Below are 14,695 nucleotides of genomic sequence, written 5' to 3' on the forward strand. Positions count from 1 at the left end.
CTACCGATCTCAGCAGGCTCGTGGTGAGCGCGAGCAGCTGGCTCGTGGTGAGCGCGAGCAGCTGGCTCGTGGTGAGCGCGAGCAGCTGGCTCGTGGTGAGCGCGAGCAGCTGGCTCGTGGTGAGCGCGAGCAGTTGGCTCGTGGTGAGCGTGAGCTCCGTGGTGAGCGTGAGCAGCAGGCTCGTGGCGAGGAGTACGGACAGCCGTCGTACCCGGAGCAGAACCCTTTCCGGCCGCAGCAGCCGCCCGCGCAGCAGACGCCTCCGCCGTCGCAAGGCCGGCCGAGTCCGTTCGGTCCGGGGAGCAACGGCACACTGCCGAACCGTCAACCGCAGCAACCGCCGGCCGGACCGCCGCAGCAGGCCCAGCGCCCGCCCGCACCGCCGCAGTCGAGCAATGGCGTGACACAGCGACCAGCCGCACCGCACAGCTCGAACGGGAGCACCAACTGGAGCAGTCCGGCTCCGAGTCCTTCGCCTACACCGCCACCGACTCCGGCTCAGAGCAACGGTCACAGCAGCAACGGTGTGACCCCGCCGCACCAGCCGCCGACGCCGCAGCAGCAGACGCCGCCTGCGCCGGCTCAGAACCAGGCGCCGCCGCAACCGCAACAGCCGCCGCGTCCGACCGCGCCCGCGATTCCCCCGGCCAACTACCCGGTGGACACTCCGACGATCACGGCGTACATGCCGGAGGCAATCGAGTCCTACCCGCAGGAGTCGGCCCCGAAGCAGGACAACGGTTACCTGTCGGATCCGAGCGCGGAGTACGAGAGCAACGCGCCGGTGAGCGAGCCCAAGCCCGTTGGTGGGCGGCGGCGTGCGGACGTCCAGCAGGACGCTCCGAGCCAGGTCGGCAACGACCAGTCCGCGTCCCACCGTGCGGCCCGCAGGGCTCAGGCCATGGCGAGCGCCGCGGCGTCGTCGGCGATCGGCGGTTCGGCCGCACCGGTGGAGAACAAGCCGTCCGGCGGCAGCGGCCCGGGTGACGGCACCAAGAAGCCGCGCCGGTACCGCGTGCACCACCTCCGCGACATGAAGAACCGTGGCGAGAAGTGGGCGATGCTGACGGCGTACGACCAGTACACCGCCGAGATCTTCGACCAGTCCGGCATTCCGGTGCTGCTCGTCGGTGACTCCGCCGCGAACAACGTCTTCGGCTACGAGACCACGCTGCGCGTCACCGTCGACGAACTCATCCCGCTGGCGCGGGCCGTCGCTGGTGCCGTTGAGCGGGCACTCGTCGTCGCGGACCTGCCGTTCGGTTCGTACCAGGCCTCACCCGAGCAGGCTTTCCACACCGCCGTACGGTTCATGAAGGAAGCCGGCGTACATGCGGTGAAGCTCGAAGGCGGCCGCAACATGGTCCCGATGGTCGAGAAGCTCACGCAGTCCGGCATCCCCGTGATGGCGCACATCGGCTTCACGCCGCAGAGCGAGCACAGCATCGGCGGCTACCGCGTCCAGGGCCGTGGCGACCAAGCCGCCGGCCTGATCGACGACGCCGTGGCGCTCGCCGAGGCAGGTGCGTTCTCGGTGGTCCTCGAGATGGTTCCAGGCGACGTCGCCGCTGAAATCACCAAGCGAGTCTCCATCCCCACCATCGGCATCGGAGCCGGCCGCGACACCGACGCCCAGGTCCTCGTCTGGCAAGACATGGCCGGCCTCCGCTCAGGCACCATGCCCCGCTTCGTCAAGCAGTACGCCGACCTCCGAGGCATCCTCACCACCGCCGCCACCACCTACGCCGCAGACGTAGCCTCCGGCACCTTCCCCACCGACGAACACACCTTCTAACCCCACACCACCCGTCAGATCCAGGGGAGGGCGGAGCGTTCGGTCCAGTACTCCTCGGGTTGTTGGGTGAACTCGGTGAGGGGGCCGGCTGTGGTGTGGGCGAGGTTGCTTGCCAGTTGTTCGGCGGTGGTGGCGCCGCTGAGGATGATGTCGGCCCAGGGTTGGGCGGCGGCGGCGCCGATGGCGAGGGCGTCGGGGGCGATGCCGTGCTGGCGGGCGAACTCGTTGAACGGGGTCTCGCCGGCCTTGGCGGTCAGGCGGCCGTTGGCGACGGCTTCCTTCACGACCACGAACCAGCCTGCGGCGTGCGCCTCGGCCAACGCAGCGCCGGATGAGGCCTCGAGGACGTTCCAGGTCGCCTGCACGGCCGTGAACGGTGTGTCGAGCTCGAGTGCCTTGCGTAGCGTCTCGGCCTGACGCGGCCCACTCGTCGACAATCCGACGCGTACGCCGCTGTCCGCCAACTCCCGCAGTCGGTCGAGCAACCGCTTGTCACCGAGTGCCGGACTGTCCGCCGTGAGGCTGTGGACAAGGTAGAAGTCAGGCGGTCCACCAAGCGCTTGAAGCGTCTCCGGCCACTGCCGCTCGAAGGTCGCGAGGCGGTGGTCCTTCACCTCGTGCGTCTCCGCATCGGAATGCCAATCAGCGACGTACGTGTACCCCCACTTCGAGCCGACGGTCAGTTGCGTACGGCGCTCCGCCGTCAGCCACTCACCGAGGAACTTCTCGGCAAGTCCGTACGAACGCGCGGCGTCGAAGTACCGAACTCCGTCCAGCCACGCCTGCTCGAGCAACTGATGTGTGCGCTCCCGGAGATCCTCGACCGCCCGTCGCGGCGGCAAGTCCTCGTCGTGCCCGAGATTGATGTACCCAGGACGCCCTAGCGCCGCAAGACCCAGACCAATACTCGCCATGCTTTCGATCCTAGGTGTCCGCGGCAACAACTGTGAGACGCGCCGCATCGGGCGACGCGGAACCTCCTGTGTCGTCTAGCGTTTTGTCGTGTGAGCGAATCCCGATTGCCACCACCCGGCACCGTCGTACGGCGTACGACGGCCCGCGTGCTGCCGGTGCGTCCCGACGGCAAAGTGTTGCTGCTGCACGGCTGGGATCCGCTGAAACCACAGACGCCGTACTGGTTCACCATCGGCGGCGGCGTGGAAACCGGCGAGACGGTCACCGAGGCGGCCAGCCGGGAACTGCGCGAAGAGGTCGGCATCCTGCTGCCGGCCGACGCGCTCGGCGCACCGGTGGCGACGAACACGATCGAGTTCGAGTGGGGCGGGTGCCCGATCATCCAGCACCAGACGTTCTTCGCGGTCGCGGTGGACGGCGTCGACGTGACGTTCGCCAACCAGGAGGAGCTCGAGCTGCAGACGATCAGCGCGCACGGCTGGTGGTACGGCGACGACCTCGAGGCGACCGGTCAGGCCGCACACGTCACCATCCCCGAGCTGCTCCGCCGCGCCGCCGACGCGATCACGCTGCGCCGCGCGTCCTAGCCCGGGATCACCTGCTCAGCGCTTGCGGGCCTGTTTCAGCACCTTCTTCGGGACCTTCTTGTCCACCTCGTAGTGCCTGCGGTCGAGCCGCTCGGCGCAGCCGGCCTTGCTCAGGCGCAGCAGGACGACCGGGCACTTCTTGCACCTCGGCTTGTCCTTGCAGCACTTCTTCTTCGCGGTCATCGACGGCACGCAGCGAGTGTAGGTGAGGCATACCTAACCGTCTAGCTGAGAGGGCAACGACCGTGTCACACGTCACTGCAGCTGGCCGCTGAGCAATTCCCGCGCCTCGACGAGCGACGGCCCGTACCAGGTGAGATGCCGCCCGGACACGCACTTCGCCGGCCGCGTGAATGCCTCCGGCCCATCGCTCGGTGAAAAGGCATAAGGCTCGTCCGGCAACACCACGATGTCGTAGGCGGGTAACGCATCCGGGTCGATCCGCGGATAACGTTCACCGGATTCACGCAGCACGTTGTCGATACCGATCCTGCTGAGCAGATCACCCGCGAACGTGTCCCGCCCCAATGCCATCCATGGTCTACGCCAGATTGGTACGACGGCCCGCCGGCGCTTCCCGTCGTACGGCGTACTCCACACAACGCGCGCGTCGTGCAGCCATCGGGGAACGTCTCCGATGATCGCGGACAGCATGCGACTCAGTGAGTCGAGTGATTCGCCGACGGTCGTCGGTGCGGTCACCCAGACGGCGATTCCACTCGCGCGCAACGCGTCGAGATCGACCTCACGATTCTCTTCGGCGTTCGCGAGTACGACATCGGGAGCGAGCTCGCGGATGCGCTCGAGGTCGGGATTCTTGGTACCGCGAACGCGCGTCACGTCGAGGTCCGCGGGATGCGTGCAGTAGTCGGTCGCACCAACGATCAGCGATGCGTGCGTTGCCGCGATCGACTCGGTCAACGACGGCACGATGCTCACTACGCGCGTCACCGCGGACGGCATCGCGACGACGTTGCCGAGGTCGTCGTAGGTGCTCTCTCGCACGTCTGTCACCTCTGTTCGCCGAGGACGTTGCCGACGACAACACTCCCCGATTGCACGGTTCGGCACGCAGATTGTGCGCGTGTCGCCAAGAATTTCTTGAGCGCCTCGGGCATGCTCGGTGCGCGGCGGAATCCCTTCTGCACAAGGATTTTCGGCATTTGCCTGCCGCTATGCGGCTCACACGCCTTAACCTGCGGACGTTTCGGGTGCTTTACGTAGCGCACAAGTGTTGTCATCATCATGACGACGAGGAATCCACCGTGGTTTTCCTCAGCCGCACCAAGGAGGCAGAGTGCCAGCCAAGAAGGCAGCCGCAGGGAAGGCGACAGCCAAAAAGGCTTCTCCCGCCAAGAAGACTGTCGCCAAGAAGGCCAGCGCCGCGAAGACGACAACCGCGCGCAAGGTCAGCACAGCGAAGAAGACAGTGACGAAGAAGGTGAGTGCGGCAAAGAAGACGACCGCCGCCAAGAAGACGGTGGCGAAGAAGGCGCCGGCCAAGAAGGTCACCGCCAGGAAGACCGTCGCGAAGAAGGCCCCGGCGAAGAAGGCCCCGGCCCGCAAGACCGTGGCGAAGAAGGCGCCGGCCCGCAAGGTCGCCGCCAAGACGACGACGGCGAAGAAGACCGTGGCCAAGAAGGCGCCGGCGAAGAAGACGGTCGCGAAGAAGGCGCCCGCCAAGAAGACCGTCGCGAAGAAGGCCCCGGCCAAGAAGGTCGCCGCCAAGAAGGCGCCCGCGCGCAAGGTCGCGGCGAAGAAGGCGCCGGTGCGCAAGACCGCGGTGAAGAAGGCTCCGGCCCGCAAGGCCCCGGCCCGCAAGACCGCGGCACAGCGGGTCACCCGCTGAAGCCGACGTCCACACGACGTCAACTGACACCAAACACCAAGGGGCACCACCATCACCGGTGGTGCCCCTTGCTGCGTCATCACAGGGTGTCAGTCGTCGTTCCACCGCTCCAACTGCCCCGCGCTGCAGGGTGTCAGTCGTCGTTCCAGTTGGGGTCGTTGTCCCAGGACTCGTTGCGTTCCTGGACTTTCTCCAGCGCCCGCGCGGCTTCCTCCGGCGAGTTGTACGGGCCGAGCCGGTCGCCCGACTTCGCCCCCTGGTATTGCTCGACCTTGCCGGTCTTGGTGTTGTAGTACCACTCGTTGCTGTGATCGTCGCTCATCTGGATGACCACCTCCTGGGAGTCTTGTCGCAGCTCACTAGAATGATCTCACCATGTCGACTATCACTCCCGGCATCATCTCGCCGCGCCGCGAAGTACCCGCCTCCATCCCGCGCCCGGACTACGTGGACAAGCCGTCCCCCACGCCGTACGACGGTTCCTACGTCACGGCACCGGAGTTGGTGGACAGGATGCGGGTCGCGAGCAAGCTGGCCGCGCAGGCGCTGCAGGCGGTCGGTGCGGCGGCGAAGCCCGGAGTCAGCACCGACGAGCTGGACGCGGTCGGCCACGAGTACCTGATCGAGCGCGGCGCGTACCCGTCGACGCTCGGCTACCGCGGCTACCCGAAGTCGCTGTGTACGTCGGTCAACGAGGTGATCTGCCACGGCATCCCCGACAGCCGTCCCCTCGAGAACGGCGACATCGTCAACGTCGACATCACGGCGTACCTCGACGGGGTCCACGGCGACACCAACGCGACGTTCCTGGTCGGCGACGTGGACGAGGAGAGCCGGCTGCTGGTCGAGCGTACGCAGGAGGCGCTGAACCGCGGCATCAAGGCGGTCAAGCCCGGCCGCAAGGTCAGCATCATCGGCCGCGTGATCGAGTCCTACGCCAAGCGCTTCGGGTACGGCGTCGTCCGCGACTTCACCGGTCACGGCATCGCCACGTCGTTCCACTCCGGGCTGATCATCCCGCACTACGACGACGAACGCTTCGACGACGTGATCGAGCCCGGCATGACGTTCACCATCGAGCCGATGCTGACCCTCGGCACCTACGACTACGACCTCTGGGACGACGGCTGGACCGCCACCACCAAGGACAAGTCCCGAACCGCCCAGTTCGAACACACCCTCGTAGTCACCGACACCGGCGCCGAAGTCCTCACCCTCCCGTAACGCATTTACCCGTCGTGAAAGCCGAGGGCGTGGTAGAGGGTGAGGGCGGGGGTGTTGTTGTCGTCGACTCTTAGTGCGATGGTGACGGCGGAGCAGGTGCTTAGTAGTTGGCGGGCGATTCCGTGGCGGCGGTGGGTTGGGGCGGTGAAGAGTTCGATGATGAAGGGGCAGTCCGGGGTGTCCGGCCAGGGGGCTCGTTCGACTACGAGCAGTGCGCCGACGAGCTGATCGTCGAGCCAGGCCAACCGGCTGAGGTTCAGGTCCAGGACGCCGTACGCGCCGTCGAAGCTGAGCTGGATGTCCTCGACCGCCTCTGTCTCGGTCGACGCGGCGACGCCGGGCTCGTAGGCCTCGAAGTACAACCGGCCCAACGCCGGGATGTCCGCGACGGACGGCGTACGGAGGACGACGCCTGGCACCGAAGGTGTGTCCATCGGACCAGGTGCACGGACGAGGATGCCCATCAGAGCTCCGTGGCCGAGCCGATCACCGTCCGGCCGAACTCGACCGTCTGGCGCACATCAGCGACAGTGAAGACGACCTCGTGCCCGGCCCGGTGATCGATCGCCCGCACACAGAGACCGGCGTACGACGGGAACGTTGCGACCGCGTGCTTCCCGGCCGCGGTCTTGGACACAATGTTGCCAGTGGCAAGCAACGCGTGCAGCCGCGGGATCCCGAGGACGTACCAAGGGATGATCCACCCGTCGACCACGTGATCGTCCGCGAAGTCGGCGAAGTGCTCCTCGAGACGGTCGAGCATCGGCGTCCAGTACGACGTGAGGTTCGCGCGGGTGTGGTCGACCAGCGCTTGGTGATCGTCGTGGACCGTCAGCCCCGGCACCTCCCGGACGGCCAGCGACTGACGAGCCAACTCCGACCACAGCACCGGATTCACGGGGCCGGCCTCCGCCGGATCCTTGAACTCCCCGTCGATCGTGTAGACCACCGGCGTACCGCGATCCGGCGCGACCGCCAACGCATCAGCCGTGAGATACGTGACGTCGAAGTACGGACGCTCAGGAAGCTTCTCGTGGATCGGGCGTACGTCGGCCTCGGTCACCGGTCCGTCGACGACGACCACACCGTCGATGTCGCTGCGACCGGCGTGGAAGTCGCCCAACGGGATCGAGCCCGTGAGGTAGAACCCGAGGATCCGGCCGGGCAGCACGTCGTCGGTCAGCGCGAGGTACTGCGAGGTGATCGCTTCGACTTCGGCGGGCAGCTTCATCGGTTGGAGGCCGCCTGGATGAACGCGGCCAGGTCCTCGGACTGCTGGACCCGGGACTCGTCGTGGACGTACATCATGTGGCCGGCAGCGTAGTACTTCGTCTCGATGTTGCCGACCAGTTCGGCCGGGATCTGCAGGCGGGAGAGCGTGTGCTCGGTGGCGAAGTACGGCGTGGCGCCGTCGTAGTGGCCGGATGCCACGTGGATCTTCAGGTGCGGGTTCACGCGCATCGCCTCGGCGAGCTTGTCGGCGACGCTGATCTGCTGACCCTCGAACTCCTTGAACGACCAGTTCTTCGCCGCCTCGAAGTTGAGGATCTCGTACGGCAGGTCGTTCTGGTACCCGAGCTCCATTCGCACGTAGTGGTTCAGCGCGGCCGTGTACGGCCCGGTGATCGCGCTGAACGACGGGTCGTTGCCCTGCCGTTCGCCACCCGAGTCCGCATCCCAGCCGAGGAAGCGACCGTCCAGCCGGCCGACCACCTGGCGGCGTGACCGCAACAGCTCGGCGAAGAACCGGCCGTGCTCGATCCGCAGGTTCACCCGGTCGATGTAGTCCTCGCTCAGCCCGGTCAACGACGCCAGCCGGGTAACCACCTCGGCCCGGTAGTCCGCCGGGATCCGGTTGCCCTGGGCAAGCGCATTCGGGTACCGCCCGGCCGCGAACCGCTCGGCGTCGGCCAGCACGTCCTCCAGAGAACGGTCCGGCACGAGACCGTGGTAGTGCGCGATCGCGGCGTACGACGGCAGGAACAACGTGTACGGCAGGTCGTTGCCCGGCGTGAAGTCGAGCGTGCCGAACTCCAGGACCGCGGAGATCAGCATCACGCCGTTCAGGTACATCCCGTAGCGCTCCTGCAGGTGCGCGGCCAGCCCGGCGGCGCGCGTCGTACCGTACGACTCGCCGGCCAGGAACTTCGGCGACATCCACCGTCCGGTGCGCGACGTCCACAACCGGATCACCTCGCCGACCGACTCCAGGTCCTGCGTGAACCCGTGGTACTCCCCCGGCTTCTCCCCTTCGACGGCCCGCGAGTACCCGGTCGACACCGGGTCGATGAAGACCAGGTCGCTGTGCCGCAGCAGGGTCTCGGCGTTGTCCACCAGCGAGTACGGCGGCGGCGCGAGCTCACCGGCGTCACCCGACACGACTCGGCGCGGGCCGAGCAGCCCGAGGTGCAGCCAGATGCTCGACGACCCCGGTCCGCCGTTGAACGCGAACGTCACCGGCCGCTCGGCCGCGTCCGCGTCGTCGAGCGTGTACGCGGTCACGAACACCTCGGCCTTCGGCTGGTACCCGTCGAACTTGCCGTCGGTGAGCACCTCCCGGCGCAGCACGATCCGCCCGGTACTCGCGGTGTAGTTGAGCTCGTGCCCGTCGATCGTCAGCGAGTGCTGGGTCGTCACCAGGTCGTCGACCGGCTTCGGCGGCGTCGGCGTACCGGACGTTGACGATGACGCGGGCGTGGACTCAGCGTTCTCCTCCGTAGCCATGCCGAGGACCTTAGTTCACCTGCTGGGTCCGGGCCTTTCTCGTCCGGACACTGCCGCCGTGATCCATGCCTCGGCGCGCTGCCACCACTAGCCTGTGGGCATGGCGACGATTCTGCATCTCGCGTTTCCGGACCAGTGGGCGGCCGCACGGGAGGCGGGCAGCTATCGGTGGTCGACGCGCGGCAAGAGCCTCGACGACGGCGCGACGTTCATCCACGCGTCCCGGCCGGAGCAGGTGTCCATGGTGGCGAACTTCGTGTACGACGATGTCGACGGGCCACTGTGCCTGCTGGTGATCGACACCGAGCGCCTGGTGTCGGCGGTGTGCGAGGAGCAGGTGGCGGACCAACTGTTCCCGCACATCTACGGACCGCTCAACCTCGATGCGGTCGTCGACGTACGCCCGTACGAACGGGGTGCTGACGGCCGCTGGCCCGCGGTATCCGCGCAGGCCGTATCCTGAGGGACGGAACGGGTCGGTCGGGCGATCGCGTCGTCCGCGACAGCGGGCGCCGAGGAAAGTCCGGACTCCACAGGGCAGCGTGGTGGGTAACGCCCACCCGGGGCAACCCGCGGGACAGTGCCACAGAGAACAGACCGCCAGCGGCTCCGGTGAACCCCGTGGTTCATGGGAGTGCGGGTGAGGGTGAAACGGTGGTGTAAGAGACCACCAGCTCCGCAGGTGACTGCGGAGGCTCGGTAAACCCCACGTGGAGCAAGGCCAAGAAGGGCGATGGGCAACCACCGTCCGCGCGAGCGTCCGAGGGCTGCCCGCCCGAGCTCGCGGGTAGGCCGCTCGAGGTGCCCGGCAACGGCCACCGTAGATGGATGATCGCACGCGACAGAATCCGGCTTACAGACCGACCCGTTCCCCCAACAACCGGTGACCTCTCGGGGCCTGACACCCCTCCTGGCGGCCTGAGACAAGCAATAACCTGTCCAACCCCACCACTACCTGTCCCAGCCCACAACGCCCGCCCGGCACCGCAGACAAGCTGAGGCGGGCTGGATCAGTACACCTAGTGGCAGTGGGCCTCGTCTTGCGGGGCGGGGATTCGGCCTGGGGGCTTTTCCCAGGGTTCTTGGCGGCCGAGGGGGGTGAAATCGAGCGCGGTGGGGGTGAAGGTCATGGCGTCGGGGCCTCGGCCGTAGGTGGAGTAGGTGTGGTGGATGGCGTTGCCGGTGTGGAGGAAGCAGCTCAGGCCGTGGAGGTCGAAGGGTTGTTGGGTCTGGGTGTGCTCGTTGTTGGGGAGCAGGTCCCACTCGGCCTTGCTGCGGTAGTTGTACTCGAAGGGGACGACCGACTCGTCCAGCGTGACGTGGAAGTCGTAGTTGAAGTCGCTGCCGTACGACGAGTACCAGGGGAAGCTCCACCCACGCTCAGCCTGGTAGGCGGCCAGCTTCTCGTACGGCGCCCGGGAGACGAGCGCGAACGTGGTGTTCCTGCTGTGGAGGTACTCCAGCGACCCGATCTCGTCGACGAAGCCGGTGCAGTTCGGGCAGCCGCGGTCCCACTCGGGCTGGAACATGAAGTGGTAGACGACCAACTGCAGCCGGCCTTCGAACAGGTCCGCCAGGCCCACCGAGCCGGATTGTCCGGTGAACACGTACGGCTTGTCGACCAGCACCATCGGCAACTCACGACGGCGCGTGTTCAACGCGTCGCGGCGCTTGGTGAACTCCTTCTCGTCGGCCAGCAGCGCCTTGCGCGCGACCAGCCACTCGTCCCGGGACACGACATCCGGAAGATCCATCACAATTCCTCCATCGATCAGCACTGATATCGGTAACGTCGGAACCGAGATCCGGCGTTCGACACGCTCCGAGTGGCACGCTTGGTTTATGGCGCGCAGAGGACTTCGCCGGATGCGCACGGGGATCGTGATCCTGGTGCTGTGCGCCCTGCTCGCAAGCGCCGGGTACGTCGGCTGGATCATGGTGAAACGGTCTGAGCCGGTATCGCTGCCCGAGCCGACCGGGAACTTCCAGGTCGGACGCCGGACGTTCGAGTGGACCGACTCCCCGCGCCGGGACCCGTACGCCGACGGGCCGCGGAAGCTCTCGGTGTGGCTCTGGTACCCGGTCGCCAAGGGCACCACCGGCCGCAAGGTCGAGTACGCCCCCGGCCTCTGGAACGGACTCCGCCTGAAGGCACCGCTGGCGCTGTTCCAGGGACCGTTCAACACACTCGAGGACCGAGCCCTCGATCGCGTCGCCATCGCCCCCGGCCGCTTCCCCGTCGTGGTGCTGATGCCGGGGATGGGATTGTCCGCGCCGATGTACGCGAGCCTCGCCGAGGATCTCGCCAGCCACGGCTACCTGGTAGCCGGTGTGACCCCGACGTACAGCGCCAACCTGACCGTGCTCGACGGGCAGACAGTCGCGAGCAAGCCGGATGCCAACCCGCCGAACCTCGGCGAGAGCAACGAGCAGGCACAGAAGGTCGGCGATCACCTTGTCGGCGTCTGGGCCGCCGATGCACGGTTCGCGGCCGGCATGGTGGCCAGGCAACTACCCAACAGCGTCGAGCCCTCGATCGGACCGTCGTACGTCGGGCACTCGTTCGGCGGCGCGGCTTCGTTGGAGGCCTGCCGACTCGACCAGCGATGTGCGGCCGCGGTCGACCTGGACGGTGCGCAGTTCGGCGACGTGGTGACCAAGGGTGTGCAAGCACCGATCCTGCTGCTCGGCGCCGATGACTCGTGCATCACCAGCGTGTGCGGCCCGGACGCGAAGACCGACGCGGACCGCAACCGCGCCCTCTCGTTGCTCAAGGCAAGCAGTGGTACGTCGTGGTGCGCGACGGTCCCGGGCACCCGGCACTTCAACTTCACCGACTACGGCGCCTACTACCTGGCGTACCCGCTCCGGAAGTTCCTGCCGCTCGGCAGCGCGGGACCCCGCCACGCACTCACCGTCCAGAACGGCTACATCACCACCTTCTTGTCGCACGCGATCTACAACACCCCGACCCCCGGCGCTCCCGCCTGCGCGACCTGACGCTCCCTCGACGCGAGAGCACGCCGGCGCTGAACGGCGAGTAACTCAGAGGTCGATCTCGTACGTCTGCCCGACCAGGCTCTGGCCCCACAGCTCGTGGGGTTCGGAGCCGGTCAGGCGGAAGCCGCGCGACAGGTAGACGTGCCGCGCCGCGACCAACGGTTCGTTGGTCCACAGCACCATCCGCTTGTACCCGGCCCCGCGGGCGAAGGCGAGGCAGGTGTCGACCAACTCGGCACCGAGGCCGAGACCGCGCGCGGCCGGCGTCACCAGGAGCAGCCGCAACTGAGCGGTCGCCTCGTCCGGACCCCGGACGCAGAAGATGCTGCCGGCCCGCTCCCCGTCCACCTCGGCGATCCAGGCGGCCTCGCGCTCGTCGTCGTGCTCGGCGCCGTACGCCGAGACGATCTGCGTGATCAGCACCTCGTACGGCAGGCCCCAGCCGTACTCGGCCGCGTAGATCTCGGCATGCGACTGGACGACCCAGCCAAGATCTCCCGGCGTCCCCAGCTTCCTGATCAGTTTCGTCATCGATCCCTACCCGTTCTACTGACACGACTGTTTCAGTACGCGATACTAGCCCTGTGCCGACCACGAAGCCAGCCCCTTCCGCGCGCCAGCAGGAACTGCTCGAGCGCGCGTACGCCTACTCGCTCACCCACGGGCTGGCCGACCTGTCGCTGCGACCGCTGGCCACCGCGATCGGCTCGAGCCCGCGGGTGCTGCTGTTCCTGTTCGGCAGCAAGGACGGCCTGATCCGCGCCCTGCTGGCCCGCGCCCGCGTCGACGAGCTCGAGCTACTCCGGCAGATCGACGAGCGGTACGACGAACCGCCCGGGCTGACCGTGGTCGCGCGGGAGCTGTGGACGTGGCTGGCGGAGCCAGAGCGCCGGCCGCTGATGAAGTTCTGGGTCGAGGCGTACGGGCGTTCGCTGGTCGCGCCGGACGGTCCGTGGGCCGATTACGGTCGCTCGACTGTCGACGACTGGCTCGAGCTGCTCAAGGCCAGTCAGCCCGATCCAGGATCCGCCGCGGCCGAGGCACGGCGTACCGGCGTCCTCGCGATGCTGCGCGGTGCGTTGATCGACCTGCTCGCGACCGGCGACCTCGATCGCACGACCGCGGCGGTCGAGGACTACCTACGGGATTAGCTCGAAAGCCACCGTCCGCTTGGCGATGTCGGCTTCGACGAGCTTTACGCGAACCGCCTGACCGAGCGGCAACGGTGCCGTACCGGTGACGCGGCCTTCGATCGCGAGCGTGGACAGCGCGACGATCCCGCGGGTGTTCTCGCGTTCGTCGACGTCGGTGATCACTCCGTCGAAGGCGGACCCGATGTGGTCCGCGACCAGGCCGGCCTCGACCATGCTCACGATCGAGCGCTCGTACGCGTGTGCCCGCCGATCCGCCTCGTCCATCACCTTCGGGATTTCGTCCATCGACTCGCGCACCCAGGCCGGCACCTCGGTGCCCGCGGACAGCGCGACGCAGATCTCGCCGGTCCACCGATCCACCAGGCGTCGCAGTGGCGCGGTGACGTGCGCGTAGTCCGCCTTCATCGCGGCGTGCTCCGGATTCTCCGGCACACTCCCCGCGAACGCCGTGTACCCGGCGCCACGGAACAGCACTGTGCACGCCGCCAGCATCGCCGCGTGCGCCGGCACCTTCGGATCCAGTCCGTGGATGAATGCGGCGTACGACGTCTCGTCCGGCCAGACGATCCCGAGGGCCTTGGCGGTGTTCCCCAACTTGCGCCGCAGGTCGTCGTGCGACTCGGGCAGCGTACGCAGAATGCCGATCTTGCCCCTCATCATCAGATCCGCCGCGGCCATGCCGGTGAGCAGCGAGATCTGCGCGTTCCACCCCTCGACCGGCAGCGGCGCGCGGAACTCCAGACCCCAGCCGTGGTTGGAGGTGACGACTTCCTGGTCCGGGATGGGCAGGTTGACGCCGCCGCGGTCGAGCTCACGCTGCTCGCGCAGCTTGCCGACCTCGCGCAGCAGTTGAATGGACTCGGACGCGCTACCGGCGTCGAGATCCTTCTGTACGCCGGCGTAGTTCAGCTTGGCCCGCGACTTCACCAGCGCGCGTTCACAGACGACGCCCGTACCTTCGCCCGTCGCGTCGACGGTGATCGTCCACAGCAACGCGGGACGAACCTGGTCGGCCAGCAGCGACGCCACACCCTCGGACAACTCCGGTGGGTGCAGCGGAGTCCGCTTGTCCGGGGCGTACAGCGTCTCGCCCCGGCGGCGGGCCTCCTGGTCGATCGGATCGCCGGGCTGGACGAACGCTGCGACGTCCGCGATCGCGTAGTGAACCGTGTATCCGTCGCCGGTGCGCTCGATGTGCAAGGCCTGGTCGAGGTCCATCGAGTCCGGTGGGTCGATGGTGACGAACTCGATGTCGGTCCGGTCCAGCTCGGGCAGACGCGGGTTCTGCGCCGAGGTGAGCGCGGCCGCGACCACCTCGGGTGGGAACTCCGCCGGCACCTCGAGCTCACGCCTGATGTCCTGCAGCGACGCCCGGAAAACCTCAGGAACGTCTTCCGCGAAGTGAACCCTCTGCAGCGGCACGTGAGCTCTCCGTCCTCATCAGCGC

18 protein-coding genes and 1 other RNA gene are annotated in these 14,695 nt (G+C 67.6%); 8 read left to right on the forward strand and 11 right to left on the reverse strand.

Annotated elements, in window-relative coordinates; genetic code table 11:
* Positions 1-274: hypothetical protein (locus tag AB0E63_RS22115; protein ID WP_360369132.1), on the reverse strand; the 274-nt coding region annotated here is incomplete at its 3' end.
* Positions 275-526: 252 nt separating this feature from the next.
* Here AB0E63_RS22115 and panB point away from each other — a divergent pair.
* Positions 527-1,795 carry a 3-methyl-2-oxobutanoate hydroxymethyltransferase gene (gene panB / locus AB0E63_RS22120; protein ID WP_360369135.1) on the forward strand — a complete coding sequence of 423 codons (1,269 nt, stop codon included), beginning with the start codon at positions 527-529 and terminating at the stop codon, positions 1,793-1,795.
* A 14-nt stretch (positions 1,796-1,809) separates the two neighbouring features.
* On the opposite strand, the gene AB0E63_RS22125 is transcribed toward panB, so the two are convergent.
* Positions 1,810-2,709, reverse strand: a complete 900-nt coding sequence (locus AB0E63_RS22125; RefSeq protein WP_360369138.1) for an aldo/keto reductase — start codon at positions 2,707-2,709, stop codon at positions 1,810-1,812.
* A gap of 90 nt (positions 2,710-2,799) precedes the next feature.
* Here AB0E63_RS22125 and AB0E63_RS22130 point away from each other — a divergent pair, with 90 nt between their 5' ends.
* Positions 2,800-3,297 (forward strand): NUDIX domain-containing protein, encoded by a 498-nt coding sequence (locus AB0E63_RS22130; protein WP_360369141.1) that lies wholly within the window; start codon positions 2,800-2,802, stop codon positions 3,295-3,297.
* 15 nt (positions 3,298-3,312) lie between these two features.
* Here AB0E63_RS22130 and AB0E63_RS22135 read toward each other — a convergent pair whose 3' ends face one another.
* Complete coding sequence (locus AB0E63_RS22135; protein ID WP_360369413.1) at positions 3,313-3,489, reverse strand: hypothetical protein; 177 nt, start codon at positions 3,487-3,489, stop codon at positions 3,313-3,315.
* Between the two features lie 63 nt (positions 3,490-3,552).
* On the reverse strand, positions 3,553-4,302 hold the full coding sequence (locus AB0E63_RS22140) for a helical backbone metal receptor (protein ID WP_360369144.1): 750 nt from the start codon (positions 4,300-4,302) through the stop codon (positions 3,553-3,555).
* A 292-nt stretch (positions 4,303-4,594) separates the two neighbouring features.
* Between AB0E63_RS22140 and AB0E63_RS22145 the strand changes: the two genes are divergently transcribed.
* Positions 4,595-5,146, forward strand: coding sequence for a histone H1-like repetitive region-containing protein (locus tag AB0E63_RS22145; protein WP_360369147.1), 552 nt, complete (start codon positions 4,595-4,597; stop codon positions 5,144-5,146).
* 133 nt (positions 5,147-5,279) lie between these two features.
* Here the strand turns inward: AB0E63_RS22145 and AB0E63_RS22150 are convergent, their stop codons facing one another.
* Entirely contained in the window at positions 5,280-5,468 is a 189-nt protein-coding gene (locus AB0E63_RS22150) for a hypothetical protein (protein ID WP_360369150.1), read from the reverse strand.
* A 53-nt stretch (positions 5,469-5,521) separates the two neighbouring features.
* On the opposite strand from AB0E63_RS22150, the gene map reads away from it, so the two are divergent.
* The gene (map, locus tag AB0E63_RS22155; RefSeq protein WP_360369153.1) at positions 5,522-6,370 is read left to right on the forward strand and encodes a type I methionyl aminopeptidase; all 849 of its coding nucleotides are present in this window, start codon (positions 5,522-5,524) and stop codon (positions 6,368-6,370) included.
* Between the two features lie 5 nt (positions 6,371-6,375).
* Here map and AB0E63_RS22160 read toward each other — a convergent pair whose 3' ends face one another.
* From AB0E63_RS22160 to AB0E63_RS22170, 3 genes are read right to left on the reverse strand one after another with little or no spacing between them, the layout of a single operon-like run.
* The gene (locus AB0E63_RS22160) at positions 6,376-6,834 is read right to left on the reverse strand and encodes a GNAT family N-acetyltransferase (protein WP_360369156.1); all 459 of its coding nucleotides are present in this window, start codon (positions 6,832-6,834) and stop codon (positions 6,376-6,378) included.
* Entirely contained in the window at positions 6,834-7,601 is a 768-nt protein-coding gene (locus AB0E63_RS22165; RefSeq protein ID WP_360369159.1) for a hypothetical protein, read from the reverse strand. Before AB0E63_RS22165 ends, AB0E63_RS22160 begins: the two co-directional genes overlap by 1 nt.
* Positions 7,598-9,094: a peptidase S10 gene (locus tag AB0E63_RS22170; protein WP_360369162.1), complete on the reverse strand. Its 1,497-nt coding sequence runs from the start codon at positions 9,092-9,094 to the stop codon at positions 7,598-7,600. The genes AB0E63_RS22165 and AB0E63_RS22170 overlap by 4 nt, the downstream gene beginning before the upstream one ends.
* A 100-nt stretch (positions 9,095-9,194) precedes the next feature.
* Between AB0E63_RS22170 and AB0E63_RS22175 the strand changes: the two genes are divergently transcribed.
* Both AB0E63_RS22175 and rnpB read left to right on the forward strand, forming a co-directional pair.
* On the forward strand, positions 9,195-9,557 hold the full coding sequence (locus tag AB0E63_RS22175; protein WP_360369165.1) for a DUF952 domain-containing protein: 363 nt from the start codon (positions 9,195-9,197) through the stop codon (positions 9,555-9,557).
* 9 nt (positions 9,558-9,566) lie between these two features.
* Positions 9,567-9,966, forward strand: an RNA gene (gene rnpB / locus AB0E63_RS22180) — RNase P RNA component class A.
* Between the two features lie 147 nt (positions 9,967-10,113).
* Here rnpB and AB0E63_RS22185 read toward each other — a convergent pair.
* Positions 10,114-10,848: a DUF899 domain-containing protein gene (locus tag AB0E63_RS22185; protein WP_360369168.1), complete on the reverse strand. Its 735-nt coding sequence runs from the start codon at positions 10,846-10,848 to the stop codon at positions 10,114-10,116.
* 112 nt (positions 10,849-10,960) lie between these two features.
* Between AB0E63_RS22185 and AB0E63_RS22190 the strand changes: the two genes are divergently transcribed.
* On the forward strand, positions 10,961-12,094 hold the full coding sequence (locus tag AB0E63_RS22190; protein WP_360369171.1) for a hypothetical protein: 1,134 nt from the start codon (positions 10,961-10,963) through the stop codon (positions 12,092-12,094).
* A gap of 45 nt (positions 12,095-12,139) precedes the next feature.
* Here the strand turns inward: AB0E63_RS22190 and AB0E63_RS22195 are convergent, their stop codons facing one another.
* Positions 12,140-12,625, reverse strand: coding sequence for a GNAT family N-acetyltransferase (locus AB0E63_RS22195; protein ID WP_360369174.1), 486 nt, complete (start codon positions 12,623-12,625; stop codon positions 12,140-12,142).
* A gap of 53 nt (positions 12,626-12,678) precedes the next feature.
* Between AB0E63_RS22195 and AB0E63_RS22200 the strand changes: the two genes are divergently transcribed.
* Positions 12,679-13,245, forward strand: coding sequence for a TetR/AcrR family transcriptional regulator (locus tag AB0E63_RS22200; RefSeq protein WP_360369177.1), 567 nt, complete (start codon positions 12,679-12,681; stop codon positions 13,243-13,245).
* Here AB0E63_RS22200 and AB0E63_RS22205 read toward each other — a convergent pair.
* Positions 13,234-14,670: an RNB domain-containing ribonuclease gene (locus tag AB0E63_RS22205; protein WP_360369180.1), complete on the reverse strand. Its 1,437-nt coding sequence runs from the start codon at positions 14,668-14,670 to the stop codon at positions 13,234-13,236. The genes AB0E63_RS22200 and AB0E63_RS22205 overlap by 12 nt on opposite strands.
* Positions 14,671-14,695: the final 25 nt, after the last annotated feature.

Origin of the sequence: Kribbella sp. NPDC026596 (assembly GCF_040638415.1) — a bacterium.
Lineage (GTDB): Bacteria > Actinomycetota > Actinomycetes > Propionibacteriales > Kribbellaceae > Kribbella.